This window comes from Rhodanobacter terrae (assembly GCF_042657005.1).
GTDB classification, from domain to species: Bacteria; Pseudomonadota; Gammaproteobacteria; order Xanthomonadales; family Rhodanobacteraceae; genus Rhodanobacter; species Rhodanobacter terrae.
Window position 1 is genome coordinate 1 of the sequence record NZ_JBHSNG010000012.1, and the last position, 24,333, is coordinate 24,333.

At 64.8% G+C, this 24,333-nt stretch carries 25 protein-coding genes; 12 read left to right on the forward strand and 13 right to left on the reverse strand.

Features of this window, described 5'->3' with window-relative positions:
- Window positions 1–141 precede the first annotated feature (141 nt).
- The 4 genes from ACFPPB_RS12145 to ACFPPB_RS12160 form a co-directional block, all read right to left on the reverse strand.
- Window positions 142–492 carry a hypothetical protein gene (locus tag ACFPPB_RS12145; protein WP_377327410.1) on the reverse strand — a complete coding sequence of 117 codons (351 nt, stop codon included), beginning with the start codon at window positions 490–492 and terminating at the stop codon, window positions 142–144.
- Between the two features lie 77 nt (window positions 493–569).
- Window positions 570–935, reverse strand: coding sequence for a DUF6404 family protein (locus tag ACFPPB_RS12150; protein ID WP_377327412.1), 366 nt, complete (start codon window positions 933–935; stop codon window positions 570–572).
- A gap of 55 nt (window positions 936–990) precedes the next feature.
- Complete coding sequence (locus ACFPPB_RS12155) at window positions 991–1,434, reverse strand: hypothetical protein (protein WP_377327414.1); 444 nt, start codon at window positions 1,432–1,434, stop codon at window positions 991–993.
- A 75-nt stretch (window positions 1,435–1,509) separates the two neighbouring features.
- Entirely contained in the window at window positions 1,510–1,875 is a 366-nt protein-coding gene (locus ACFPPB_RS12160; protein WP_377327416.1) for a DUF2262 domain-containing protein, read from the reverse strand.
- A gap of 706 nt (window positions 1,876–2,581) precedes the next feature.
- On the opposite strand from ACFPPB_RS12160, the gene ACFPPB_RS12165 reads away from it, so the two are divergent.
- On the forward strand, window positions 2,582–3,556 hold the full coding sequence (locus tag ACFPPB_RS12165; RefSeq protein WP_377327417.1) for an integron integrase: 975 nt from the start codon (window positions 2,582–2,584) through the stop codon (window positions 3,554–3,556).
- 20 nt (window positions 3,557–3,576) lie between these two features.
- Here the strand turns inward: ACFPPB_RS12165 and ACFPPB_RS12170 are convergent, their stop codons facing one another.
- Window positions 3,577–5,559, reverse strand: coding sequence for a hypothetical protein (locus ACFPPB_RS12170; protein WP_377327419.1), 1,983 nt, complete (start codon window positions 5,557–5,559; stop codon window positions 3,577–3,579).
- Between the two features lie 565 nt (window positions 5,560–6,124).
- Window positions 6,125–6,916 (reverse strand): hypothetical protein, encoded by a 792-nt coding sequence (locus ACFPPB_RS12175; RefSeq protein ID WP_377327421.1) that lies wholly within the window; start codon window positions 6,914–6,916, stop codon window positions 6,125–6,127.
- On the opposite strand from ACFPPB_RS12175, the gene ACFPPB_RS12180 reads away from it, so the two are divergent.
- The 3 genes from ACFPPB_RS12180 (at window position 6,896) to ACFPPB_RS12190 (ending at window position 10,062) form a co-directional block, all read left to right on the forward strand.
- Window positions 6,896–7,297: a hypothetical protein gene (locus ACFPPB_RS12180; protein WP_377327423.1), complete on the forward strand. Its 402-nt coding sequence runs from the start codon at window positions 6,896–6,898 to the stop codon at window positions 7,295–7,297. The genes ACFPPB_RS12175 and ACFPPB_RS12180 overlap by 21 nt on opposite strands.
- Window positions 7,298–7,689: 392 nt before the next feature.
- Window positions 7,690–9,741: an elongation factor G gene (gene fusA / locus ACFPPB_RS12185; RefSeq protein WP_377327425.1), complete on the forward strand. Its 2,052-nt coding sequence runs from the start codon at window positions 7,690–7,692 to the stop codon at window positions 9,739–9,741.
- Between the two features lie 63 nt (window positions 9,742–9,804).
- Window positions 9,805–10,062, forward strand: coding sequence for a hypothetical protein (locus ACFPPB_RS12190; protein ID WP_377327426.1), 258 nt, complete (start codon window positions 9,805–9,807; stop codon window positions 10,060–10,062).
- A 296-nt stretch (window positions 10,063–10,358) separates the two neighbouring features.
- On the opposite strand, the gene ACFPPB_RS12195 is transcribed toward ACFPPB_RS12190, so the two are convergent.
- Window positions 10,359–10,832, reverse strand: a complete 474-nt coding sequence (locus ACFPPB_RS12195) for an SET domain-containing protein (RefSeq protein ID WP_377327428.1) — start codon at window positions 10,830–10,832, stop codon at window positions 10,359–10,361.
- A 111-nt stretch (window positions 10,833–10,943) separates the two neighbouring features.
- On the opposite strand from ACFPPB_RS12195, the gene ACFPPB_RS12200 reads away from it, so the two are divergent.
- The 4 genes from ACFPPB_RS12200 (at window position 10,944) to ACFPPB_RS12215 (ending at window position 15,339) form a co-directional block, all read left to right on the forward strand.
- Window positions 10,944–11,426 (forward strand): hypothetical protein, encoded by a 483-nt coding sequence (locus ACFPPB_RS12200; protein WP_377327429.1) that lies wholly within the window; start codon window positions 10,944–10,946, stop codon window positions 11,424–11,426.
- A gap of 51 nt (window positions 11,427–11,477) precedes the next feature.
- On the forward strand, window positions 11,478–13,268 hold the full coding sequence (locus tag ACFPPB_RS12205; RefSeq protein WP_377327431.1) for an acyl-CoA dehydrogenase C-terminal domain-containing protein: 1,791 nt from the start codon (window positions 11,478–11,480) through the stop codon (window positions 13,266–13,268).
- 329 nt (window positions 13,269–13,597) lie between these two features.
- The gene (locus ACFPPB_RS12210) at window positions 13,598–14,569 is read left to right on the forward strand and encodes a polysaccharide deacetylase family protein (protein ID WP_377327433.1); all 972 of its coding nucleotides are present in this window, start codon (window positions 13,598–13,600) and stop codon (window positions 14,567–14,569) included.
- Window positions 14,566–15,339 (forward strand): formyl transferase, encoded by a 774-nt coding sequence (locus ACFPPB_RS12215; RefSeq protein ID WP_377327435.1) that lies wholly within the window; start codon window positions 14,566–14,568, stop codon window positions 15,337–15,339. Before ACFPPB_RS12210 ends, ACFPPB_RS12215 begins: the two co-directional genes overlap by 4 nt.
- Window positions 15,340–15,342: 3 nt before the next feature.
- Here ACFPPB_RS12215 and ACFPPB_RS12220 read toward each other — a convergent pair whose 3' ends face one another.
- From ACFPPB_RS12220 to ACFPPB_RS12230, 3 genes are all read right to left on the reverse strand, one after another.
- Window positions 15,343–15,579, reverse strand: coding sequence for a hypothetical protein (locus ACFPPB_RS12220; RefSeq protein WP_377327437.1), 237 nt, complete (start codon window positions 15,577–15,579; stop codon window positions 15,343–15,345).
- Window positions 15,580–15,737: 158 nt separating this feature from the next.
- Window positions 15,738–16,394 (reverse strand): hypothetical protein, encoded by a 657-nt coding sequence (locus ACFPPB_RS12225; protein ID WP_377327438.1) that lies wholly within the window; start codon window positions 16,392–16,394, stop codon window positions 15,738–15,740.
- 34 nt (window positions 16,395–16,428) lie between these two features.
- Window positions 16,429–16,638: a hypothetical protein gene (locus tag ACFPPB_RS12230; protein WP_377327440.1), complete on the reverse strand. Its 210-nt coding sequence runs from the start codon at window positions 16,636–16,638 to the stop codon at window positions 16,429–16,431.
- A 215-nt stretch (window positions 16,639–16,853) separates the two neighbouring features.
- On the opposite strand from ACFPPB_RS12230, the gene ACFPPB_RS12235 reads away from it, so the two are divergent.
- Entirely contained in the window at window positions 16,854–17,840 is a 987-nt protein-coding gene (locus ACFPPB_RS12235; RefSeq protein WP_377327593.1) for an Lnb N-terminal periplasmic domain-containing protein, read from the forward strand.
- A 21-nt stretch (window positions 17,841–17,861) separates the two neighbouring features.
- Here the strand turns inward: ACFPPB_RS12235 and ACFPPB_RS12240 are convergent, their stop codons facing one another.
- Complete coding sequence (locus tag ACFPPB_RS12240) at window positions 17,862–19,304, reverse strand: RNB domain-containing ribonuclease (protein WP_377327442.1); 1,443 nt, start codon at window positions 19,302–19,304, stop codon at window positions 17,862–17,864.
- 206 nt (window positions 19,305–19,510) lie between these two features.
- On the opposite strand from ACFPPB_RS12240, the gene ACFPPB_RS12245 reads away from it, so the two are divergent.
- Window positions 19,511–19,984, forward strand: coding sequence for a GNAT family N-acetyltransferase (locus ACFPPB_RS12245; protein WP_377327444.1), 474 nt, complete (start codon window positions 19,511–19,513; stop codon window positions 19,982–19,984).
- A 64-nt stretch (window positions 19,985–20,048) separates the two neighbouring features.
- Here ACFPPB_RS12245 and ACFPPB_RS12250 read toward each other — a convergent pair whose 3' ends face one another.
- Window positions 20,049–20,831: a SapC family protein gene (locus tag ACFPPB_RS12250; RefSeq protein WP_377327446.1), complete on the reverse strand. Its 783-nt coding sequence runs from the start codon at window positions 20,829–20,831 to the stop codon at window positions 20,049–20,051.
- Between the two features lie 332 nt (window positions 20,832–21,163).
- Between ACFPPB_RS12250 and ACFPPB_RS12255 the strand changes: the two genes are divergently transcribed.
- Window positions 21,164–21,763 carry an HNH endonuclease gene (locus ACFPPB_RS12255; RefSeq protein WP_377327448.1) on the forward strand — a complete coding sequence of 200 codons (600 nt, stop codon included), beginning with the start codon at window positions 21,164–21,166 and terminating at the stop codon, window positions 21,761–21,763.
- Between the two features lie 32 nt (window positions 21,764–21,795).
- Here the strand turns inward: ACFPPB_RS12255 and ACFPPB_RS12260 are convergent, their stop codons facing one another.
- Entirely contained in the window at window positions 21,796–22,230 is a 435-nt protein-coding gene (locus ACFPPB_RS12260; RefSeq protein ID WP_377327450.1) for a low affinity iron permease family protein, read from the reverse strand.
- A 144-nt stretch (window positions 22,231–22,374) separates the two neighbouring features.
- On the opposite strand from ACFPPB_RS12260, the gene dxs reads away from it, so the two are divergent.
- Entirely contained in the window at window positions 22,375–24,267 is a 1,893-nt protein-coding gene (gene dxs, locus ACFPPB_RS12265) for a 1-deoxy-D-xylulose-5-phosphate synthase (protein WP_377327452.1), read from the forward strand.
- The last annotated feature ends 66 nt before the right edge of the window (window positions 24,268–24,333 follow it).

Here is a 24,333-nt window from a genome sequence, read left to right on the forward strand (position 1 = left end):
AACGTTCAACGCCGCACGCACTGACATGCACGACGCAACACAGAGGACAACATGATGGCCAGCGAAAGCCTGAAAGCTCAAGGCAAGAGCATCAAGCGGGCGGTATTGACGGGAAGTCTCTTACGGAACTGTTAGCGCGTACTAGAAGACCATCACGTGGTCGACCAAGTACCTGCCACCTTGTTGAACAAGAACGAGTTCGGCGACGAACTCGCCTGGTACTTTTGTGAAGGTTTGCCGCCAGACAACTGCGATGGACTCCGGGCGCCTGAAGGCTGCCACAAACTCGCGCTTTGCAAAGAAACCCTTTGCACTCTGGTATTGATTACAAATTGACTCAAGTGCGCTTTTAGAGAGGACGCTCTTGGCACGCTCGGTGAAGTCTTGTGTGTGTCGCTCGTAGTCGATGACGGTCGAAGCTTCCATCAGATTGTCCATGATGGGATCAACAACAGCCAAAATCTCTTCGTCTGATTTATGTGCCAAGTCCATGGTGACTCCTTCGCAGCGCTAACGCTGGAATTAAGCGGCGGCGTAGCCGTCCGCTTGGATGATTGGTTAGGTGCGACCTACGAGTGCGGCGGCCCGTTGTAGTCGGCCCAGAGTGGGAGATCATAAGTATGGGCGATGGTACGGACACGCTTTGCATTGATGTAGCCGAATAAGGCTCCGAACAGCAGTGGAATACCGACCACGACCCACATTGATTCACCACCGCGTGACCAGAAGACAAGCCACATGAACAAGCCCCATAGCACAGCGGCGAGCCCACCCGTTAGCAAAGCTACAGAAGCAAAGGGCAAGAAAACCAGCGGTGGGACCGGAACCTTGAAGAACCACAGAACACGCCAAACCCAGGGTGCGCCAGTAATAGGACTAATGCCAAGAGACGCGAAGTGCACCTTCATGGCCTTCAATTTCTCGGAGCTTGTCATGAGCACCTAACGCTAGAGTTAAGCGGCGGCGAAGCCGTCCGCCTTGAACGACTGGTTAGCTGCTTTGCTCGAAGCGTAGCAGCAGTGAGGAGAGGGTGGCTTGCTCCCCCTGATCAAGTGACTCCGTGCATGAGTCAAGGATGCCTTTGACGAGATAGAACTCGGTCTCGTTGCGTATCCTGCCGCGTTTGAGGACTCCCTTGTATTGCCTTGAATACCTGCGACGCATCTCCGCGAGCGCCACCGCACCGGCTGCTTGCAACTTAGCATCAAGAACCGCTAGCTCCTGTTGGGAGAGGCTTTGAAGTGACTCAATCGCATCATTCGCAGCCTGCCGCGCGCCAACCAGGGCTTGTGATTTCCCCATGGTTGAAACGATGTGCGCAGCAAAATTTGTTGGGTGCACAGGATCAGCGGGATCAATTTTCCAAGTTTCTGTGGCGAAGATGCCTACGAACGAAATGAGCTCGGCGAGTTCACGCTTTCTGTTCGGTGACATACGCGATCCCTTGAGAAGCTAACGCTTGAATTAAGCGGCGGCGGAGCCGTCCGCTTGAATGACTGGTTAGGTTGCTTAGCCAAGAATTTGAGCATGGCAAGGCGACCCGTTTTTGATTGTAATTTCGATGCTGTGGCCTGCGAAGATGCCGCCATCGTCGAAGTAGACCAATGCTGCCCCGATCTCGTCGTAGACATGCACCGAAGGCCGAGCCAATTTTTGCATGAAGGTTTGCTCGTCCAGTTGACCAATCTCGTCGTCTAGCCAGACATTGTTGTAGAGCGGCAAAAGCGATTGTGCTGCGTAGCGCTTGAGCTCGCCGATGTTGGCAATGAGAGTTGAGTAGTAAACAACTGCGTCTGGGGTCGGCTGCCCGCGGGAAAGATAAGGCCCGTCGAGCACTTCGACGCTCGTTCCCGCATATTGCAACGTAATGCTCATAGACAACCTAACGCTAGAGTTAAGCGGCGGCGTAGCCGTCCGCCTTGAACGAAATGTTAGACGGGTGCGGCACGATGCGCTTGAGCGATGGCTTACAGCCAGGATGAGCGCAGAACATGAGCAACCAACTACCCCAAAACTACCAGCTCTGAATGCTGAAGGCTTGCCGCGCCGCTGCAGAAAAATGCTGCCGAAGCGAAGAACAACAAGCAGACGCGAAGCTGGGCGAAACGCACCCGTGCGGAACAACAGCAAAGCAACCGCCTAACGCTGGAATTAAGCGGCGGCGCAGCCGTCCGCTTGAATGACTGGTTAGGGATTTGCGGCCAGAGCGCGACAAGGCGAACTACACGACGCCGTGCAACACCAACGAGCCACGAACCCCACGCTTTGAAACTTGATGGCTTGCCGCAAACACCAAACAGACTTGCCGAAGCGAAACACTACACGACAACGCGTTGACGAACGAAACCCACCTGGCCGAGCTGCCCCACAAGCAAAGACCTAACGCTTATTAGACCCCACATCGGGGCATATGCACCGGATGTTCAGCTTTCGGCCGCCCTTCGTCAAGCGGGCAAATCCTACGGACAGGCAAGGATTTAGCGGATGGCTGCGGCGACGTGGGAGGGCGAGGATGGCCTTCGCATATCTCCCAAAATGATGCGCTATGTCTTATGACTCCGGAAACGCGGAAATAAACCGTATGGTCGGCGGCTCGCCTGCGCCACGGTTGCTGGACGAGGTGCGACGCGTGTTGCGGCTGAAGCATTACAGCATGCGCACCGAGGCGGTCTACGTGGCCTGGATCCGTCGCTTCATTCTGGCCAACGGCAAGCGGCATCCGCGCGATATGGGCGAAGCCGAGGTCGAGGGGTTTCTGTCGCAGCTGGCAGTTCAAGGCAAGGTGGCGGCGACCACGCAAAATCAGGCGTTGGCGGCGCTGTTGTTTCTGTACAAGCAGGTGCTGGGAATCGAGCTGCCGTGGATGGAAGGCGTCGTGCGGGCCAAGCGATCACAGCATGTGCCGACGGTGCTTTCGCGTGACGAGATCACGCGCGTGCTGGCAAGAATGGATGGGCGCACCTGGTTGCTCGCCAGCCTGTTGTACGGTACCGGGATGCGCTTGATGGAGGCGCTGCGGCTGCGTATCAAGGATGTGGATTTCGGGCGGAACGAGATCGTCATCCGCGATGGCAAAGGTGGCAAGGACCGTCGCACCATGCTGCCGCGCTCGCTGGTCGAACCGTTGCGCCGGGAGATCGAGCGCGCCCGCCTGCTGCACGACTCGGACCTGGCGGCGGGCTTCGGCGCGGTGTGGCTGCCGCATGCGCTGGCACGCAAATATCCGAATGCTCCGCGCGATGTCGGCTGGCAGTATGTGTTCCCCTCGGCGCAGCGCTCCCTTGATCCGCGGGACGGCATCGAACGCCGGCATCATTTCGGCGACGCCATCCTCTCGCGTGCGTTGAAGACGGCGTGCCGCGCTGCCGGGGTCGCCAAGCCGGTTAGTGCGCACACGTTGCGTCATTCATTCGCCACGCACCTGCTGGAAGCCGGCTACGACATTCGTACCGTGCAGGAACTGCTAGGCCACAAGGATGTCGCCACCACTCAAATATATACCCACGTACTCAACCGCGGCGGCCACGGCGTACTGAGCCCGCTGGATCGATGCTGAGCCCGGCAGCCAGGTGCACCTCAGTGGAACTGGTCGCTGGCCGGTACCCACGAGCTGGACGACGACGCAGGTGAGCGGACTGGCTTGACCGGCAGCACGATGCCTTCGCAGCCGGGCGGCGGCGGGCCGCCGCCGACGCGGGCCGCTGCGCATTCGGCGCTGTTGTCGAATTTGATCATCGGCGCGGGAGCCGCGCCGCTGCCAGCGGGTGCGGGTGGCGCCACCGGGTTGGCGGGAGCGAGGTGCAGGCGTTCGTAGACTTTCGCGTCGACCGGCTTCGCCGGCGGGTCGGGATCCTTGCAGCCGAACAGAGACATCGGCAGCAGCGGCATCACTGCGCATTCGACGCGCACGCCGCGGGGCAGATGGAAGGTGTGCTTGACCGTGGTTTTTTCCACCGCATGACGCAGCGCGGTGTCGATCGAGCTTTCGCCCTCGGGGGTCCAGTCCTGATCGAAGCGGGTCGACTGGTAGCCGATGTTCGGGGTGCCGTGGCTCATGATCTCGGTATCGCCGCGCGGTTTCAGTTGCACGTAGCTACCGAGTTCGCCGTGCTTCTCGCCCTGGTCGGCGCCGGGCTGGTCGCCGCCGGGCTGGCCGGTGCCCTGCTGTTGGCCGGTGCTGCCCTTGTCGCTGCCCTGCCCCGCTTTCGGCGACGTGGCGGCCGTGTTCCTGCCGGTGTCCGTTTCCGGCGCGGCGACCACGCCGTTGGGCTCGCCCGGCGTGGCCGTGTCGCTGCCTTGCGGCGTGGCGTTGGGTGCGCGGCTGACGTCGCGCCCGCTGTTGATGTCGCCTGGACTCGGGTTGGTCTCGTGCGCGGCGGGTTGCTCGGTCGCTGCCGGCGACGGCGACTGGACCGGGTTGCTTGCCGCGGTGATCGTCGGTGTAGCGGCGGTGACCGGCGCACTCAGCTGCGGCCGCTCGATGGACGGCTGGATGGCCGGCGTGCGCGCGGTGTCCGCAACCTCGATCTTCACGCTTGGTGTCCGCGCTTCGCTACGTGCCGGCGTGGCGGGCACCGGCGGCACTGCTTCGAGTTCGGCTTCGGCGACCTCGGCTGTCGGCACCTGCACCTGCGGTTTCTCATTCGGCACGGTCGGCGTCGGCACACTCAGCTGCGCCTGCAGGTTCACGCTCGGCGATGGCTGGGCCGGCAACGGAATCGGCTGCAGCTCGGGTGCCGGCGGTGCGGCGGCGACCTCGGCGTGGGCTGGCGCCACGCTCGCCGGCGCGTTGGTTTTAGGCACCTCGGTATTCAACGTGATGCTGGCCACGCTGATCGGCGGCGGTGACTGCGGCGGCACGTCCGGCAGGGCCAGCGAAGCCGGTGGTGTCAGTGGTCGGTTGCCTTCCAGTTGCGGCTTGCGTATGGATTCGGGCTGGAACTTCGGCGGTACCGGTGGCTGCAGGGTCGGCGTCGGCAGCGCCACCGCCGGCGGCTCGCCGGCCAGTGGAACCGGCTGCAAGTCGGGTGTCGGCGCCGGCTTCGGCAGGCTCACCGGCGGTGACGGCGCGGCCTTCGGTTTCGGTGCCGGCGCATGCGGCTTCGCAGCCTTTGCAAGCACCGGTGTAGCGGCGGCCGGTGCCGGCGATGCCGCTATGGTCGCCTGCGTGTACGCACTGCGCTCGCTGCTCGGCGTGGGCTGGCTGCTGCGCCCCTGATGCCGCGGACCGCGCTCCTTCGGCGGGGTGCCGCGCACCGGCGGCGGTAGCGGCGGCTCGGGCGGTTCGATCAGACGCACCTGCATGAACTGCAGCTTCGGCTCCGGCGGCGGCGTCACCTCGTAGGCCGGCCCCAGCACGAAGCTCAACAGGAACACGATGTGCACCAGCAGTGCGCCGATCGCGGCGACCGCCTGCCGGCCACGCTCGCGTGGGCGCTGGCGGGTGCGTTGATGGTAGACCCGGGCTCGGGAGGCCGCCGCCAGCGGCGAGTTCAGCATGATCCGCGCGGGGTTGGCGGAACGGCCGGCGGCGGGTTGGTCCGGGGGTGGCAAGGGCATGCAGCCAGTGTAGCGGGCGCAGCCGCCGTTCCGCATGACACCCAAGGGACGTCTGAACAAGCTTCTGTTCGTCGCCGGGATGCCCGTTTGCCTGTGGGAGCGACTTCAGTCGCGATGGCCGCGGCAGCGGACTGCAGCATCGCGGCGTTGCGGCGGCTCGGTGCACAAGCGGGTGGCGCAGCGTGCTGCCAAGCATTCGCGACTGAAGTCGCTCCCACAAGGCTAGGGATGCTCTGATCAATTCTACGTAGGCGTCACCGTGACTGTCTGTTCGCAGGCCACAGGGCCGTCGGCGAGGGCAGACTGGCCGTCTGTCGAGACGGCGGACCGAAGGCATGCGGACAGACAGTCACGGCCCCAACGCATTGAATTTAAAATGATGGGGTGATGTCCAGAAGGCGCGCAGGCTGCGCCGCGCAGCTTGGCAAGACGGCCAGTCTTCCCTGCGCCACGCAACACACCCTGCGCGCCTTCTGGACATCATGCCGCCTACGTAGAATTGATCAGAGCATCCCTAGGTAGGGCAGGTAAGCACTTTTCTGCGGACCGCAGTGGACTTCGTTCCTTAGGGACGGGCGGCACCCTCGGCATGTTCGCGCAGTTCGGCGTCGACCGAACGATTGGGCGTATCGACCGGACAACCCGACGCCAGCGGCTTGCCGGCGCGATACATCGCGATGCATGCCTCCACGCTGGGCGGCTTCGGCGCATGCGCCCGGCCATCCAGCGGCCTGGCCGGCGCCATGCTGAGACGCTCGTCGCCATCCTTGGCCGAAGGCGGCGCCGGCGGATTGATGCAATTCGGCGTCGGAATGCCAAGCACCGTCATGCATTTCAGATGCACGCCACGCGGCAGATTCACGTCCTTCGACTTCACCACCGCATCGACCACATGCCGAACCGCCGCGCCGCCTGCGGTTTCATCCGGCGGCGGAAAGTACTGCTCGAAGCGCGTCGCCTTGTACTTGATCGCATCGGTGTGTTGCATGACGCGCGCGTCGCCTTGCGGCAGGTGCTGTACATAGCCTGGCTCGGGCGCGCTGGCGGCGGCCGCCGGCAGCAGTGGCTGGCCGTTCTTGTCGTACAGCCGCGCCGTGGCAGCCGGCTTGGGCGGCGGCAGCTGCAAGGTCATCGCTTCCTTCGCGACCGGCTCGGGCAGCCTGGGCCGCGTGTGCGGTTTCGGCGGCGGCGGCAGATTCTGCGCGGGCGGCGGTGCGACCGCCGGAATGGGCGACCGGACGATGAGCCGAATCCGCAGCACTTCGTCCGTTCGAGCCGCTACCGTGGGCGTGAGCCGCGGCCGCATGCCGTACCAGGTCGCCACCACGAACAGCGCATGCAGCAGCACCGCCACCATGATCGCCAGCCAGCGCTGCCGACGATTGCGCCGCGGCTCGCGCCAGCGCCGCTGCCGCAGCCGCGCCTGGGTCGGGCCGTCCAGCGGGGCCAGTCCGCCATCCAGCCGATTCCGGCCCGGCTGGACGCGGTCGCCTGGCTGGTCCTGGCGTGGCCATGGCTGGCGTTGATCTGCGGCCTGCTGCGGACGGACGATGATGATGCCTCGTGGAATGCGGAAGACGGATGGCGCTTGAACCCCGGCGTACCGTGCCGGCGGAAGCGGAGTTCACGCGCACTACAGACCGCCGCCACGTGCCGCCGGTTCCCCGCACTGCAGCTTGACCGCATCGGCGGTTCGCTCAAGTCTAGACGCGTGGTGCCCCGCGCCACTCCGCCATGACCGCCCTCGCCCTGTGCATATGCCCGCCCTGCCCATGCGAGGGTCGACCATGACGGCCCGCCATCGTCAGCCGCCAACGCGCGGCCTCATGTGCCGCCGTTCATGCCACGAGGCCACGCCCTGCTTGAGGAGGGTCGCATCGTGCTTGAGCCTGTCTGGACAGTCATAGCGATCCACGTTGCCCCGCCAGGGTTGTCAGGTGGGAGTGCGTGGCGCAGATCATGGTGGTGCCATGATCAAGCTGCGCGCTGCCGCATGACGGCCCTGGCGGGGCAACCCTTCGGGCCGGGTCTGTTTGCCCACATGGCTGCGTCATCGCCCGGTCGCGTATCGACACACGCTTCCTCCCTCTTCCTTGCCCTGCGGGCAAACAGCTCCCGGCGGGGATCGCTATGACTGTCCAGACAGGCTCCTCCACGGAAAGCATCCGCAACATCGCGCTCGTCGGCCATGCCGGCGTGGGCAAGACCACGCTGTTCGAAGCGCTGCTGCTGGCCGGCGGCGCGATTCAGGCACCGGGCACGGTCGAGCGCGGCAACACGGTGTCGGATACCGACAGCCAGGAAAAAGCCCGCGTGCACTCGATCGACAGCTGCATCGCGCACCTGGCTCGGGACGACTGCCACCTCAACCTGATCGACACCGCAGGCTATGCCGATTTCCGCGGCGCCACGCTGGCCGCGCTGGCCGCGGTGGAAACCGTGGCGATCGTGGTCAACGCGATCAACGGCATCGAGCACGGCACCCGCCGCATGATGATGCATGCGAAGCAGCGCGGACTTGCACGCATGCTGGTGGTCAACAAGATCGACTTCGACGGCGCCAACCTGGCGGCTGTGGTGGATGCGCTGCGCGAGGAGTTCGGCAACGAATGCCTGCCGGTGAACCTGCCCGCCGGACGTGGCACGCGCGTGCTGGACTGCTTTTTCCACAGCGAAGGCGCCACCGATTTTTCTTCGCTGTCCGAAGCGCATCAGCGCATCCTCGACCAGGTCGTCGAGATCGACGAAACCATGATGGACCGGTACCTCGATGTGGGCGAAGGCGCACTGACCCCGCAGCAGTTGCACGATGCGTTCGAGCAGTGCCTGCGCGAAGGCCATCTGGTACCGATCTGCTTCGTCAGCGCGCGCACCGGCGCCGGCGTCAACGAACTGCTGGATATCGCCACGCGACTGCTGCCGAATCCGGCCGAAGGCAATCCGCCACCCTTCGTGCGCAGCGATGGATCGCCGCTGGCGGTCAGCGCCGATCCGGCCAGCCACGTGATCGCCGACGTATTCAAGATCGTCAACGATCCGTTCGTGGGCAAGCTCGGCGTCTTCCGCGTGTGGCAAGGCACGATCCGCCGCGACAGCCAGTTGCTGGTCGACGACGGCCGCAAGCCGTTCAAGGTCGGCCATCTGTTTCGGCTGCAGGGCAAGACGCACGTGGAGATCGAGGCGGCGATCCCGGGCGACATCGCCGCGGTGGCGAAGATCGAGGACATCCACTTCGACGCGGTGCTGCACGACTCGCATGACGAGGATCGGATCGCGCTGGCGCCGCTGACGTTTCCGTCGCCGATGTTCGGCCTCGCGCTGGAGCCGAAGCACAAGGGCCAGGAGCAGAAGCTCTCCAACGCGCTGGGGCGGCTGGCCGAGGAGGATCCGTGCTTCCGCGTCGAGCACCGCAAGGAGCTCAACGAGACGGTGGTGCGCGGGCTGTCCGACCTGCATCTGAAGGTGATGCTGGAGCGCATGCGCGAACGCTACGGTGTCGAGGTGGCGACCCATCCGCCGCGCATCGCCTACCGCGAAACCATTTCCGGCCACGCCGAAGGCCATCACCGGCACAAGAAGCAGACCGGCGGCGCCGGCCAGTTCGGCGAAGTGTTCCTGCGGGTGGAACCGCTCGAGCGCGGCACCGGTTTTGAATTCGTCGATGCGGTGAAAGGCGGCGTGATTCCCGGCCAGTTTCTGCCGGCGATCGAGAAAGGCGTGCGCCAGGCGATGGAGCACGGCGCGATCGCCGGCTATCCGCTGCAGGATCTGCGGGTGACCGTGTACGACGGCAAATACCATCCGGTCGACTCCAAGGAAGTCGCCTTCATCAGCGCCGGCAAGAAGGCGTTTCTCGACGCGATCGGCAAGGCGCGGCCGATCGTGCTTGAGCCGATCGTCAACGTCGAGGTGGCGATTCCCGAGCACAACGTGGGCGACGTCACCGGCGGCCTCGCCGGCAAGCGCGCACGCATCATGGGCACTGACACCCAGCGCGGCGGCGAGCTGGTGATCAAGGCGCAGGCGCCGCTGGCCGAACTGATCGACTACCCCACCGAACTGAAGTCGATGACTGGCGGACGCGGCCGCTACAGCCTCGATCTCAGCCACTACGAAGCGGTCCCGCCGACCGTGCAGAAGCAGCTCAGCGAGGCGTGGAAACCGCACGTGGAAGAGGATTGAGGTGCAGTCGATCCGCCTCGCTGCCATGTGCGCGCCCATCATGTAGGAGCGACCTCGGTCGCGATGCTCTTGCTCGTGATTCGGAAAAAAGAGAAGAGCATCGCGACCGAGGTCGCTCCTACAAAAACATCGCACACCGCACCGCAATTACCTGGTAGGCGCGCGACTCACGTCGAGCGTGTTCACGCCCTCGCGGCGCAGGCCTTCGTGCACGCGCTCGCGTTCGGCGAGGTAATGCATCGCGGCTGCGCTGCGGATGCTGGTTTCCAGCTCGTCGCCCGGCTCGATCGCGGCGCGTTCCAGCGCCAGCTCGCGGGCTGACCAGCATCACCAGATGAGGCCTGGCCAGCATCGACACCGCCATGCGCAATTCCGCGTCGTCCACGTCGCGCACGTTGGTGATCAGCACCACCAGCAGCGAACGCCGAGACGCCTGCCGCGCCTGGCCTTGCGGTTTTCCAGATCATATGCATCTCATACAAGCGACATCGTCGACCACGGCTGCTGGTGCGGCATACGGGTTTGTTTCCATCGCTTCCTTCCCCTTGTAGCTGTCCTGGTTGCCAGCCCCCACGTCGGGCACATCCGGAGTATAGAAGCGATTTTTTTGCGAGTGCCTACCGCTTCGGCTTGAGCAAGGTCCCAGTGCATTTCGGCGATCCGCACAGGCAAACCCACAGCTTTTTCAGGCGCGCGATGTGCGGCACGTCCAGCACGATGCCGTAGTCGTAGGTGAGCTCCTCGCCCGGCTTGATCGCGCGGATGGCCTCGATCAGCACCTTGTCCTTGCGCGGATCGCCGCTGGCGCTTTCCTCGACCACGGCGCGGCAGTTCGGTGCGCAGCTGTGATTGATCCAGCGCGCGCTGTTGCCGTGCTGGTTCGCGTCGATGATGTAGTCGTCGTTGAGCGTGAACAGGAAGGTATGGCCGGTTTCGCCGCCGTCGCCATACAGTTCGTCGGCCTCGGCGTGGGTCAGCAACTTGCCCTTGTATTGGATGATCTCCTCGCCTTTGGCGATGGCGCTGGCGGCGAAGACTCCGTTGCCGTGGATCGGCGAACGGCGGGCGATGATGCGACGGGCTGAGGTCATGGGCGGATCTGCTGGCTCTGGGGAACGGACCCCCGATGATGCCCGTTGCAGAGCGTCATGGGAATTTCCGTCAACTTTGCTAAGATTCAAACAATCGTTTGAGGTGAAGCCATGAAACGACTGCTGCAAGAATTTCTGATTGTCCTGTTGATCGCCGGCCTGACCGCCTGCGGCCCGGCGAAGAAGAGCGTCTATCCGCCCACCGTGAGCATCCAGCAACTGGCGGTGCTGCCCAGCGGCCAGTGGCAGCTGACCGTGCGCATTCAGAACAACAGTTACGGCGAGATGGATTTCACATCGTTGGACGGCCAGCTGCAGATCGCCGAGCTGGTGCCGGTCCGGCTGCATGGCGTGTTCAAGCGGGACATCCCGGCGCTCGCCGGCGACGTGGTGCAGCTCGACGTGCTGCCCACCAGCGCGATGGCGCAGGCATTGCAGGCGATCGCCGCCAAGGGCAGCAGCGGCACGCTGGCTTACCGCGTCAGCGGCAGCGCCAGTGCCAGGCCCGAGCAGGAGGACAAGCCGCGCGACTTCGACTTCCACGGCAACGACTGGCTTTCGCCGGTGCCGGGCATCGCCAACACCTATCGCTGACTCTTTCCGGGACATCCTTCATCGCATGTCTCCTCTATCCCAGGAATCACCATGACCGCTTACAAGGCTCCACTCGATGACTTGCGCTTCGCTCTGTTTGACGTGCTGGGCGCCGAAAAGACCTTGACCGGTCTGCGCGGCGGCGAAGCACACAGCCGCGACTTGCTCGACGCCGTGCTGGAAGAAGCCGGCCGCCTCAGCGAGCAGTTGCTGGCGCCGACCAACGGTCCCGCCGACGAGGAAGGCTGCCACTTCGACAAGGCCACCGGGGCGGTGACCACGCCGAAAGGATTCAAGGAAGCGTTCAAGCAGTTTGCCGAAGGGGGCTGGACCGGCCTGACCAACCCCGAAGCCTATGGCGGCCAGGCGCTGCCTGGCGTGCTCGGCACGGCGACCACCGAGATCTTTCAATCCGGCAATCTGGCGTGGAGCCTGTATCCGCTGCTGTCCGAAGGCGCCACTCACGCCATGGAGCTGCATGGCGAAGAGTGGCAGCGCGAGCGCTTCATGAAGCCGATCGTGGAAGGCCGCTGGACCGGCACGATGTGCCTGACCGAGCCGCAGGCCGGCTCCGACCTCGGCCTGCTGAAGACCCGCGCCGAACCGGCCCAGGCGGAATCGGGCGATCGCAAGACCTACAAGATCACCGGCACCAAGATCTTCATCAGCGCCGGCGAGCACGACCTCGCCGAGAACATCGTGCACCTGGTGCTGGCCCGCCTGCCCGACGCGCCGGAAGGCAGCCGCGGCATCTCGATGTTCATCGTGCCGAAGTTCAAGGTCAACGAGGACGGCTCGCTGGGCGCGCGCAACACGGTCGCCGCCGGCGCGATCGAACACAAGATGGGCATCCATGCCTGCTCCACCTGCGTGATCAACCTGGACGGCGCCGAGGGTTATCTGATCGGCCAGCCGAACAAGGGCTTGATGGCGATGTTCACCATGATGAATGCGGCGCGCCTGTCGGTCGGCGTGCAAGGTCTGGCGCTGGCCGAACGGGCGCTGCAGAACAGCCTCAACTACGCCCGCGAGCGGCTGCAGTCGCGCTCGCTGTCCGGTCCGAAGTTCCCCGACAGGCCGGCCGACAACCTGCTGGTGCAACCGGACGTGCGCCGCATGCTGCTGACCCAGCGCGCCTTCGTCGAGGGCTCGCGCGCGCTGCTGCTGTACACCGCACTGCAGACCGACATCGAGGCACGCGCCACCGATGAAGCCGCACGCAAGGCGGCGGGCGAACTGGTGGCGTTCCTGATCCCCATCGCCAAGGGCGTGGTCACCGAGCTGGCGCAGGAGTGCACCAAGGAAGCGCTGCAGATCTACGGCGGCCACGGCTACATCGCCGAGAACGGCGTGGAGCAGTTCGTCCGCGATGCGCGCATCATCACGCTGTACGAAGGCACTACCGGCATCCAGGCCGCCGATCTGCTCGGACGCAAGATCCTCCAGCTGCAAGGTGTGGGATTCAAGCATTTCCTCGAGGAGATCAGCACGTTCTGCCAGCAGCACAGTGCCGACGAAACCTTGCGCGCGTACATCGCCCCGCTCGCCATCGCCACCAAGAACTGGAGCGATCTCACCTTGAAACTGGCCCAGCGCGTGCAGGCGAACCCGGAGGAACTCGGCGCGGCCGCCGTCGACTACCTGTACTACTCCGGCTACGTCGCACTGGCCTACATGTGGGCGCGCAGCCTGGCGGCCGCCGTGACCGGAACGCAGTCGGCCGCGTTCAAGCAGGCCAAACGCGACACCGCCAGCTTCTACTTCGCACGCATCCTGCCGCGTACGCTGATGCACCATGCGGCGATCGAAGCCGGGGTGGCCACGCTGCCCGACATCGCCTGAACCGTCACCGGCCTATTGGCGGCAAAAAAGCCCGGCATGCCCCGGGCTTTTTGCCGCCGCGACTGAACGCGCACCGCCACTTGTAGGAGCCCGCTAGCGGGCGATGCTTTTGTTCTAATGGTTGGTTGGGTAGGCAGATTTAAAACAAAAGCATCGCCCGCGAGCGGGCTCCTACGAGGACGAGGACGACGGAGGAGGGGAGGCGGCGGCGGCCGCAGAGGTTGCATGCCTCCGACAGCAGCCGGCCGGCCACAGGCGGGGTTTCGGAGTAACGCCAGCGTTCACCCGGAGCTGATACGCTCGTGCCAGTGGAAAGCAGGCTGGATGGTATGAACACCGGCGCACTCACCATATCCATCGACTTCGAACTCTATTGGGGTGTGCGCGATACGCGCAGTCTGGATGATTACCGCGAACGTCTCGACGGTGTCAGGCAGGCCATTCCCCGCATGCTGGGCCTGTTCGAGCAGCACGATATTCACGCCACCTGGGCGGTCGTGGGCTTTCTGTTTTGCCATGATCGCGACGAGGCGCTGTCGGCGGCGCCGTCCGAAAGGGCCGACTACAAGAACCGCATGCTGTGCCCTTACCGCTATCTGGAGCAGTCGACGGATCTTGTCGAGCGCTATCATTTCGCGCCGGCGCTGGTCGACCTGATTGCCGCAACGCCGCAGCAGGAAGTGGCGAGCCATACGTTCTCGCACTACTACTGCCGCGAAGCCGGCCAGACCGCGGCGACGTTCAGCGCCGACATCGCCGCCGCCATCCGCATCGCCACGGAACGGGGCCTCGCCATACGCAGCCTGGTATTCCCCCGCAACCAGTGGCATCCCGACTACCTGGCGGTGCTGGCGGAGCACGGCATCACCGCGTACCGCGGCAACGAACACGGCTGGCTGTATGCCGCCACCGATCATGTGGGACAGAACACGGTGCGCCGAATGGGCCGCCTGCTGGACAGCTACATCAACCTCAGCGGTCACCACACGTATTCGCTGGAAAGCTGCGCCGGTACGCTCCCGTTCAACTTTCCGGCCAGCCGGTTCCTGCGTCCGCACGACCCGCGCCTGGCCTGGCTGGATGGCCTGCGGCTACGCCGGATAACGCACGCCATGCGCCATGCCGCCAGACACCATGAAGTCTTCCATCTCTGGTGGCATCCGCACAATTTCGGCATCGACACCGAGCAGAACATCCGCTTCCTGCAGCGCATACTCGAGGAGTTCGAACACCTGCGCCGCCGTCACGGGATGCGCTCGCTGGGCATGGCCGAACTCGCCAACGCACTGGCCGCACGATGAGCCCACGGCGTCCCCGCATCGTCATGTTGTGCGGCGATGGACTGTCGTCCTGGTTCATGTACAACGCGCTGGCGGCGGAGGCGGAGATCCTCGCCGTGGTAGTGGAGCGCAAGCCGTCGGCGCGGGCCATGATACGGCACCGGCTGCGCCGGTTGGGCTGGCCCACGGTCATCGGCCAGCTGGCTTTCATCGGGTTCAACCGGGTGCTGGCGCAATGGCAGCAGCGCCGCATCGATCAGCTCGTCCAGCATTATGGATTGCAGGCGGCCCTGCCGTCGCCGGCCATCACTCATCGCGTGCCCAGCATCAACGCCGCCGCAGTGCGCCGGCTGCTCAAAAGACTCGATCCCGATGCCGTCGTGGTGAACGGCACACGTATCATTTCGCGCAGCGTGATCGACTGCATCGAACGCCCCTTCATCAATACGCATGTCGGCATCACGCCGCGTTACCGCGGAGTGCACGGCGGCTACTGGGCGCTGGTCCACGACGATGCAGAGAACTGCGGCGTCACCGTCCACCTGGTGGATGCCGGGGTGGATACCGGCGGCGTGCTGTACCAGCAACGGATCCGCGTCGAGCGCGGCGACGGTTTCAACACCTACCCGCTGCATCAGCTGGCCGCCGCGATTCCACTGATGAAGCAGGCCTTGCGCGATGTGCTCGATGGCACCCTCGCCAGCCGCGAAGGCGTGGGCCCATCCGGACTCTGGTATCACCCCACGCTTGGCCAGTACATCAAGTACTGGTTTACGAAATCGGTCAGATAGGGCTCACCGGCCGGCGACGTCGCGGAACGCCTGTCCGTTCATTCGCAGGTATTGCTGGATCATCGCCTCGTGCATGGCGTCGGCGAGCATCAGCTCGCGCGCCATGGCCTCCTGCACCTCGGCAAGGCTCGCCGCCGTCGGTGCGGGCGGCGGGGTTTTGACAACCCGCAGCTGCGGCGCTTCGACCGTGGTCGTTTCGGAGTCAAGCAGATAAGAGATGTCGTACGCATGGTCGCTCATGCCGTGAGCAAAGCAACATGCTTGCCAACGTCGGCACAGAGTGTGGATTACGGCATATTTCGGGAATCCGGTGCCGTCCCCGCGTGGTTTGGGTAGCCGCGGACGGGCAAGCAGAGGCCGCCGTCTGACACGCAAGGTACCGATTTGGACACGATGCGTCACATCGGTCCCTGGTAATTGCGGCGCAGGTATTCGTCGCCCATCACCTCGTTCGCCACATTGATCCATGCCTCCGGACTGCTGGCCAGACCATACAGCATGACGACGGTGAGTCGATCGGGATCGTACGGCTGCATCAGCAATACGCGTGGCGTGGTGATGCCGCCTTCGCGACCGAGCAGCGAGCGGATCGACTGGCCGACGAAACCCGAGCGCGCCAGCCACATGCCATAGGCCGCGGTGAAGTTCGCACCGAGCGGCACCACGCGGCCGCCCACGGTGATGCTGCCGTCGCGATACGGATCCCGGGCCAGCACCTGCACCTGCCTCGTGGCCGGTACCTCGGTCAGCGTATGGCCCTCGAACACCAGTGCGCCGGTCATCGACACATAGCGCGGATGGCGCCACGGCACTTCGGCGGCGGCCGGTTCCGGTGGTGCGACGGCGACGAAATCCGAGCCGAAGCCATCGCCGGCCAGCGACGTCTGTGTCCACTGCGTGCCCAGCTGCGGCAATGCATGGAAGAAGCGGGCCACCGCGCGCTGGACGGCGAAGTTGTAGAAGCCGATCTCCTGCACCTGACGCAGTTCGAACGCGCGCTCGGATGGCTGGCGCACGATGTAGAAGAGGCAGGCATAATCGCCTTGCTCATCCACAATTCGGACAGCGTCGAAAGGCGCTGCTCGTCGGTCAGCCCGGCCGAACGGGCGACGGTGTCCGTGCACTCCGCGAACGCTCGCGTGCAGGCATCGGCGGCGAGCGCGACCACGTGAGCGACTGCATCGTGCCGTCGCTCAGGCGGCCGCTGCCGATGATGTCGGCGCGCCGTTCCGCGACATAGTCGTGCGGCTTGACATTGCTGACCCCGACCATGGCGCACGCGCCGAGGGAAAGCAGCATGGCTAGAGCGATGCATCGCACGATCCATATCCGTGGCCTGCTACTCATGCTGCTGTGGTCCATTCCGCGGGCGGCGGCGTGATGGTAGCGATCGGATCGCAGGCCGGGCTCGCTCCTGCGCCGGGCCATGCATTGTCTTCCCGCAATCAAAGCCGCAGGCTTGCGGCGGCGGTCGACGCGGCAGAGACGGTGGAGAGGCGATGACGAAGAGACTCATGGTGATGGGCCGGGCCGTGCTGTTCGTGGTGACCGCGCTGGTTACGGTCCTGTCGGGCGCGTGGGGTACGCTCGCGCTCTGGTACCAGCTGCCGGGTGGCTCGGTCGCGCGAATACTTGGCGGCGCAACCTGGGCGCTCGCCGTGATCGCGCTTGCCGTGTTCGCGATCAGCCGGTGCAGTTGGCTGCCGCTGGGCATCTATGTGGCTATGTACGCGGCGCTGCTGATCTGGTGGGCGAGCATCGCGCCCTCGAACGACCGGGTGTGGTCGGACGATGTCGCCCGCAGGCTGACCGGCCGCGTGCAAGGCAACGCAGTCACGCTCGACAACGTGCGCGATTTCACCTGGCGCACCGACGACGACTACGATGCGCGCTGGGAGACGCGCCATTATGATCTGGACCGCCTGGTCTCCGCCGACGCCGTGCTGTCCTACTGGGGCAGCACGGCGATCGCGCACGCCATGATCTCGTTCGGCTTCGACGACGGCAGCCACGTGGTGTTCTCGGTGGAGATCCGCAAGAAACGCGGGGATCAGTATTCGTCGATCGGCGGATTCTTCCGCCAGTTCGAAACCACGCTGGTCGCCGCCGACGAACGCGACATCATCCGCGTACGCACCAACGTGCGCGGCGAGGACGATTACCTCTACCCGCTGCGCATGGACAACGCCACCATGCGTGCGCTATTCCTCTCCTACGTGCAGGCGGCGAACACGCTGTCCGCCGAACCGGAGTTCTACAACACGCTCACGTCGAACTGCACCACGATCGTCTATCGCATGGCGCGGCGGATCGACCCCGGGCTGCCATGGGACGTGCGCCTGCTGCTGACCGGTTACCTGCCCGAATATCTCTACAAGATCGGCGCGGTGGATCGCAGCGTCCCGCTCGAGCAGTTGCGCTGGCGTGGGCGCATTACCGACAAGGCTAAAAACGCTTCCGCGTCCAATTTTTCAATGGCCATACACGCGAATTCCCGTTGATCGGCATGTCCGGACTCCGGCTCAACCAGCCAGCTCGAAACGCGTCACGCGCTTGACCGGGTCGGCCTCGATCAAGGTCACCTTGACGTCGGCGCCCAGCGCCAAACTGGACGAACTCGACACACTGGCCTCGATCGCCGGATCGCGCACGATCACGACGCCTTTGCCGGGTGCATTGGCGGCGACTTCGACGATGGCGCCATCGAAGGTTTCCCCGACGCGCGGCGCCAGCACCGCGGCTTCGGCCAGATCGAGCACGGCTTTCTCGTACTGGCTGGCGCGATGCCCGGAAGCCTGCATGGTGGCGGGCAGACCCGGCAACGCGGCGAGCACCCAGGCTGGCACGGGCTGTTTCGCGCACAGCGCCACACAGACTTCGCCGGTATAGCGATCGACGAGGCGGCGCAGTGGAGCCGTGGCATGGGTGTATTCCGCTGCCACCGCCCACTGCACCGGCTGTGCGGGCAGCTCGCCGTTGAAGGCCGTATAGCCGGCACCGCGCAGCACGGTGGTGCATGCGGTCAACATCGCGACATCAGTGTCCTTGCCCGGGTCGAGCGAGCGGATGAATTCGGGATAGCTCGAGGTGTCCGGCCAGTCGATGTCCAGCGCCCGTGCGGTGAGCCGCAGCCGCTGCAGCGACTGCGGCTGGGGTTCGGGCAAGGTGCGCAGCAGTCCGACCCTGGCCTGCACCATCAGCTGCGCGGCCGCCATGCCGGTCAGCAGCGATATCTGCTCGTTCCAGTCCTCGACGGCCAGGCGCGCGCGGAATGCCAGCGACCAGCGGCCATCGACCACGTCGATCTCCTGCTCCGGCAACGGCAGGCTGATGCCGCCGCGCACCTGTTCGCGCTGCTTGCGCAACTCGCCGATCTCGCGCAGCACCGCCCACATGGGATCGGCGGTACTGGCATCGATCTGCTGCTGCACGCCGGCATAGTCGAGCTTGGCGCGACTGCTGACGCGGGCGCGCCGCACGTCGATGCCGGCGATCTCGCCGGTCCTGTCCAGTTCGATCGTCCACAACAAGGCGGGGCGCAGCTGGCCGGGCAGCAGCGAGGTGGCGCCTTCGGACAGTACCTTGGGGTGCAGCGGGATCTTGGCGTCCGCGCCGTACAGCGTCTCGCCGCGGCGGTTCGCTTCCAGGTCGACGGGATCGCCGGCGGTGACGAAGGCGGCGACATCGGCAATCGCGTAGTACACCCGGTGGCCGGCGTCGGTACGCTCGACGTACATAGCCTGATCCAGGTCCATCGACTCCGGAGGATCGATCGTGACCAATGCGATATCCGTGCGATCCAGTTCCGGCAACCGTGGATTGGCGGCAGCCTGCGCAGCGGCCGCCTCGACTTCCGGCGGAAACGCCGGCCGCAGCTTCAGCTGGCTCTGGATGTCGCGCATGCCTTGCACCAGCACGCTGTCGCCGGCGGGTCGGATGCGGAGGCGGCGGGTGGTGGTCGGCACGATATATATCCCGATGCGATGGCTTGCGGTATGTGGGCGGGAATCCAGCACCCGAGGTGCGGATGGCATATTTCCCGGAATATACACGGCTCGAACCATCGGCCGGCACCGCGCGCGCGCGTCTCATCCACTGGCCGGGACTTCCGTCGCCCTCGCGCAAGGTGTAGAAACGACAACGTTATTCCCCGTCCCGCACTCGATTCCTCATGACCGACACCTCCTTGCTGATCCGTCTGGCCGAAGACGACGACGATTTCATCCTCTCGCTGGTACCACGCTTCGTGGATTTCAACTTGCCGCCATGGCGGCGCCGACACGAATGCATCGAGGGCATTCGCGATGACTTGCTGCGGCATCTGGAGGACCAGCCGGCGAACAGCTTTCTGTTCGTGGCCGAGGACTCCGATGGCGAACGGGTCGGCTTCATCCATCTGCAGCGCACCGCGGATTTCTTCACCGGACGCAGCAACTGCCACATCTCCGATCTGGCGGTGGCGCCGAAACACGAAGGCAACGGTGTCGGCAGGGCGCTGCTGACGCACGCCGAGGACTGGGCCCGCGAACACCATTGCCAGCTGGTGACGCTGGCGGTGTTCCCCGGCAACGAGCGCGCGCGTGCGTTATACGAGGCGACGGGCTACGCGCCGGATCTGTTCAGGCTGGCCAAACCGGTGCACTAGGCCGTAAACGAAAAAGTCGCCCGAAGGCGGCTTTTTCGCGACTTGTCGCGATGATGGACGGCGATCAGTTCCTGGTGATGCCCGCCGCCGCTTCGGCCTGCTCGCGCACGTCCAGGCGCTGAGCCAGACGGTCGATGTTGATCAACGACAGCAGGTGCGCATAGATCCAGCCGAGCACGCCTTCACGCAGCAGCTCCTGGGTGACCTTCTCGTCCAGCGCGCGCAGCTTTTCTTCATTGACCACGAACAGGCCATTGAGATTGATCGACCGGCCTTCCTTGCCGTCCGTGCCGTCCTTCTGCAGCCGGACATTGCGCGGCTCCAGCAGGTCGTACTTGACCAGCTGCTCCATGAACCACCTGGTGCGCGCGATGTTCTGCTGGAATTCGCCGAGGAAGCCCACCGCCTTGCTCAGCATCTCGCTGTCGCTGCCGTCTTCCATGAACAGGCGCTCGCCTTCGCTGGCGTTGAAGCCTTCGTAGCTCTCGTCGAGGAACACGGTGAAGTCATCGCCTTCCTGCCCGGCCGGCTTCTCGGCCAGCACGAACGGGTAGCGGCGCACGAAAGCCGGAACATACGTATTCGCGGCCCAGTGACCTTCGGCGTCGACATACAGGTTTTCGTTCTCGCGCAGGCCGAGCAAGGCCATCGGACCGGCTTCGGCCATCGACGCGCCACCAAACACGATCAACAGATCGCGGGCGGCGATGCCGAACTCCACACCGGTCAGCGGGACCGAGTGCGCGTTCATCGCGAACTTCACGTTCGGCACGCCCTTCAGGCGCATATCCTTGTGTTCGTTGCGGTTGAGCGGCACCGGGTGCTCGTAGAAAAGAACTTCGGCCACGTTACTTACCTCTGCCCCCCGCCGTGCCGGGTCACCACCGAAGCGCCCCTACCAAACCCGGCGTCAGGTCTGTGTTGACTGGCAATCATATCAGCGCTTCCGCGCGGCGGCGACTGCTCTGCCGATGGCTCCCCAGCCCGATTTGCATGCGGATTGCAATGGAATTGTTCTATGCTCGGGCCAGGAGCCCGCCGGGCTTTGGTGGTCGAGGCGAGAATTCGGCTGTGCGAGGACGGATTCACAGCCCGGCCAACCAAAGTCCGGCAGGCTCCTAGAAAGCATCCTGCATCGCCGAAACGCTCTTTCCAAGCCCTGGCTGAAGGACGATTTACATGCTGATGGAAGTGCCAAGTCGGGCCGATCTCCATGCGACCCGTGTGTTGTCGCTGGACGCCGCCGGCCGCATCCTCGACTGGATCAGCTGGCAGGACGCGGTTTGCCTGTACGTCCGCGACGCGGTCGCCTGGACGCTGGGCGATCCCTGCCTGACCGTGCACGGCGGCCATAACCGCGTGCTCGGCGCACAGAGCCTCATGCACCTGCACCCCATCATCGCCAGCACCGGCCACTGCCGGGAGCACGCCATCGACCCGGCCCCGGCGCTTACCAACACCGCGCTGTTCGCCCGCGATCGCCATATCTGCCTTTATTGCGGCGAGCACTTCACCCGCAGCGAACTGACCCGCGACCATGTGCTGCCGATTTCCAGGCACGGCAAGGACGAATGGGAGAACGTGGTCAGCGCCTGCCTCGCCTGCAACCTGAAGAAGAGCAACCGTACCCCGCAGCAGGCCAACATGCCGCTGCTGGCGGTGCCGTACCGGCCAAGCTGGGTCGAGCACCTGATCCTGTCCAATCGCAACATCCTGGCCGACCAGATGGAATTCCTGGTCAGCCGGCTGCCACGCGACCGGCGTCCGATCGCCGCCTGACCCGGGGCCGCTTGACTTCGGACAGCCTGGCCTCAGGCGGCGTCATCGTCTTCTCCCTCGTCGTTGTGCAGGTCGCCGGTGTTCTGCTCGATCGTCTCCAGCGTGCTGTAGGCGGCCTGTGCCAGCTTGCGGTAGTGCCGGCGGATGCGGTCCAGGTCATCCTCGTCCAGTTCTTCCAGGTTCAACAACGCGTTATGGGCCTTGCTGGTGCGGATCAACTCGTCCAGCTTGATCTGCAAAGCCGCGGAGTCGCGGTTCTGGCTGCTCTGGATCAGGAATACCATCAGGAACGTGATGATCGTGGTGGAGGTGTTGATCACCAGTTGCCAGGTGTCGCCGAAGCGAAACAGCGGTCCGGTGGCGGCCCACAGCACGATCAGGATGACGGCGAGAATGAAAGCCATCGGCTTGCCGGCCTGGCGTGAGGTGGCTTCGGCGAAAAGGCGAAACAGCTTGCGTACAGTCATGGCCAGGTTCCCTGCTGGAAGATGTCGCGCAGCGTTGCTTCAGCGGCGTATGCATCATGTGGAGAGCCGTTTGCGGCGGCGCTGCCCCGGCCTGTTCAGATGTCCGCCCTTGCCCCGCCCCTCCGCTGGACCAACAATACGCGGATGAACGATCTTTCCCACTACCCTCATCTTGCCCCGATCGAGACCCCGGCCGATTTGCGCCTGGTCCCCGACGAGGAGTTGCCGGCCGTGGCGGATGAGCTGCGCCAGTACCTGATCGAGGCCGTGGCCAGCTCCGGCGGCCATTTCGGCGCCGGCCTGGGGGTGGTGGAGCTGACCGTGGCGCTGCACCATGAATTCGACACACCGCACGATCGCCTGGTGTGGGACGTCGGCCACCAGTGCTATCCGCACAAGATCCTCACCGGTCGCCGCGAGCGGATCACGACGATCAAGAAGAAGGACGGCCTGGCGCCGTTCCCGCGCCGCGAGGAAAGCGAGTACGACACCTTCGGCGTCGGCCATTCGTCCACCTCTATTTCGGCCGCGCTGGGCATGGCGATCGCGGCGCAGCGCAAGGGCGACCAGCGCAAGGTGGTGGCGGTGATCGGCGACGGCGCGATGACCGCCGGCATGGCGTTCGAGGCGCTCAATCATGGCGGCGACGTCGAACCCAACATGCTGGTGGTATTCAACGACAACGGCATGTCGATCAGCGAAAACGTCGGCGCGCTGACCAAGGTGATGGCGCGCGCGATGGCCAGCCACACACTTAACGCCCTGCGCGAGCGCGCCAAGCGGGCGATTCCGAAACAATCGCTGTTCGGGCGTTTCTTCAAGCGCTGGGAAGAGCACGCCAAGGGCATGTTCGTGCCCTCGACCTTGTTCGAGGAGCTGGGCTTCCACTACACCGGCCCGATCGACGGCCACAACATTCCCCAGCTGTTGCATGCGCTGCGCACGGTGAAGGATCTGCCCGGCCCGCAGCTGCTGCACGTGATCACCACCAAGGGCAAGGGCTACGCGCCGGCCGAGCAGGCGCAGATCGAATACCACGCCGTCGGCCCGTTCGACCCGCAGGCCGGCCTGGTGAAAAAGAATGCGCCGGCCAAGCCGAGCTATACCGACATCTTCAGCGACTGGCTGTGCGACCAGGCGGCTGCCGACGAACGCCTGCTGGCGATCACGCCGGCGATGCGCGAAGGCTCCGGCCTGGTGCGTTTTTCGAAGGAATACCCGCAGCGCTACTTCGACGTGGCGATCGCCGAGCAGCATGCGGTGACGCTGGCTGCAGGCATGGCCTGCGAGGGCGCGAAACCGGTCGTGGCGATCTATTCGACGTTCCTGCAGCGTGCCTACGATCAGACGATCCATGACGTGGCGCTGCAGAATCTCGACGTGACCTTCGCGATCGATCGCGCCGGCGTGGTCGGCCCGGACGGCGCCACCCACTCCGGCAGCTTCGACCTCACCTTCCTGCGCTGCCTGCCGAACATGCTGATCATGGCGCCGGCCGACGAGAACGAATGCCGCATGATGCTGAGCACCGGATTCCAGCATCAGGGCCCCGCCGCGATCCGTTATCCGCGCGGCAGCGGCCCCGGCGTCGCGATTCATCAGCAGCTCGATACCTTGCCGATCGGCAAGGCCGAGCTGCGCAGGCGCGGCCGCGGCCTGGCCCTGCTCAGCTTTGGCACGATGCTGGCACCGGCCGCCACGGTCGCCGCCGAGCTCGACGCGACCCTGGTCAACATGCGTTTCGTCAAGCCGCTGGATGAGGCGCTGATCGTGGAGCTGGCAAAAACCCACGACGCCTTCGTCACCCTGGAAGACAACGCGATCGCCGGCGGCGCCGGCTCTGCCGTGGCCGAGTGCCTGGCCGCGCACGGCATCACCCTGCCGATCCTGCATCTGGGCCTTCCGGACGTCTATCTGGAACACGGCAGCCGCGAGGAAGTGCTGGGCATGGCCGGCCTCGATCTGCCGGGCATCCGCCGTGCGATATCCGCACGCTTCCCGCAGCCGGCCGCATCGAACATCGCCAGCATCGGCTGAGGCCCTGGCCCACGCTGCGCTATGGGAGCGGCTTCAGCCGCGATGCCTTTGCTCCGGATTTGCCAT

Bases quoted from the DNA above. Each gene is read 5' to 3' on its own strand.
- ACFPPB_RS12145 (WP_377327410.1), bottom strand. From the start codon at position 492: ATGGACTTGGCACATAAATCAGACGAAGAGATTTTGGCTGTTGTTGAT.
- ACFPPB_RS12150 (WP_377327412.1), bottom strand. From the start codon at position 935: ATGACAAGCTCCGAGAAATTGAAGGCCATGAAGGTGCACTTCGCGTCT.
- ACFPPB_RS12155 (WP_377327414.1), bottom strand. From the start codon at position 1,434: ATGTCACCGAACAGAAAGCGTGAACTCGCCGAGCTCATTTCGTTCGTA.
- ACFPPB_RS12160 (WP_377327416.1), bottom strand. From the start codon at position 1,875: ATGAGCATTACGTTGCAATATGCGGGAACGAGCGTCGAAGTGCTCGAC.
- ACFPPB_RS12165 (WP_377327417.1), top strand. From the start codon at position 2,582: ATGGTCGGCGGCTCGCCTGCGCCACGGTTGCTGGACGAGGTGCGACGC.
- ACFPPB_RS12170 (WP_377327419.1), bottom strand. From the start codon at position 5,559: ATGCCCTTGCCACCCCCGGACCAACCCGCCGCCGGCCGTTCCGCCAAC.
- ACFPPB_RS12180 (WP_377327423.1), top strand. From the start codon at position 6,896: ATGCAGCAGCACCGCCACCATGATCGCCAGCCAGCGCTGCCGACGATT.
- ACFPPB_RS12175 (WP_377327421.1), bottom strand. From the start codon at position 6,916: ATGGTGGCGGTGCTGCTGCATGCGCTGTTCGTGGTGGCGACCTGGTAC.
- fusA (WP_377327425.1), top strand. From the start codon at position 7,690: ATGACTGTCCAGACAGGCTCCTCCACGGAAAGCATCCGCAACATCGCG.
- ACFPPB_RS12190 (WP_377327426.1), top strand. From the start codon at position 9,805: ATGCTCTTGCTCGTGATTCGGAAAAAAGAGAAGAGCATCGCGACCGAG.
- ACFPPB_RS12195 (WP_377327428.1), bottom strand. From the start codon at position 10,832: ATGACCTCAGCCCGTCGCATCATCGCCCGCCGTTCGCCGATCCACGGC.
- ACFPPB_RS12200 (WP_377327429.1), top strand. From the start codon at position 10,944: ATGAAACGACTGCTGCAAGAATTTCTGATTGTCCTGTTGATCGCCGGC.
- ACFPPB_RS12205 (WP_377327431.1), top strand. From the start codon at position 11,478: ATGACCGCTTACAAGGCTCCACTCGATGACTTGCGCTTCGCTCTGTTT.
- ACFPPB_RS12210 (WP_377327433.1), top strand. From the start codon at position 13,598: ATGAACACCGGCGCACTCACCATATCCATCGACTTCGAACTCTATTGG.
- ACFPPB_RS12215 (WP_377327435.1), top strand. From the start codon at position 14,566: ATGAGCCCACGGCGTCCCCGCATCGTCATGTTGTGCGGCGATGGACTG.
- ACFPPB_RS12220 (WP_377327437.1), bottom strand. From the start codon at position 15,579: ATGAGCGACCATGCGTACGACATCTCTTATCTGCTTGACTCCGAAACG.
- ACFPPB_RS12230 (WP_377327440.1), bottom strand. From the start codon at position 16,638: ATGCTGCTTTCCCTCGGCGCGTGCGCCATGGTCGGGGTCAGCAATGTC.
- ACFPPB_RS12235 (WP_377327593.1), top strand. From the start codon at position 16,854: ATGGTGATGGGCCGGGCCGTGCTGTTCGTGGTGACCGCGCTGGTTACG.
- ACFPPB_RS12245 (WP_377327444.1), top strand. From the start codon at position 19,511: ATGACCGACACCTCCTTGCTGATCCGTCTGGCCGAAGACGACGACGAT.
- ACFPPB_RS12255 (WP_377327448.1), top strand. From the start codon at position 21,164: ATGCTGATGGAAGTGCCAAGTCGGGCCGATCTCCATGCGACCCGTGTG.
- ACFPPB_RS12260 (WP_377327450.1), bottom strand. From the start codon at position 22,230: ATGACTGTACGCAAGCTGTTTCGCCTTTTCGCCGAAGCCACCTCACGC.
- dxs (WP_377327452.1), top strand. From the start codon at position 22,375: ATGAACGATCTTTCCCACTACCCTCATCTTGCCCCGATCGAGACCCCG.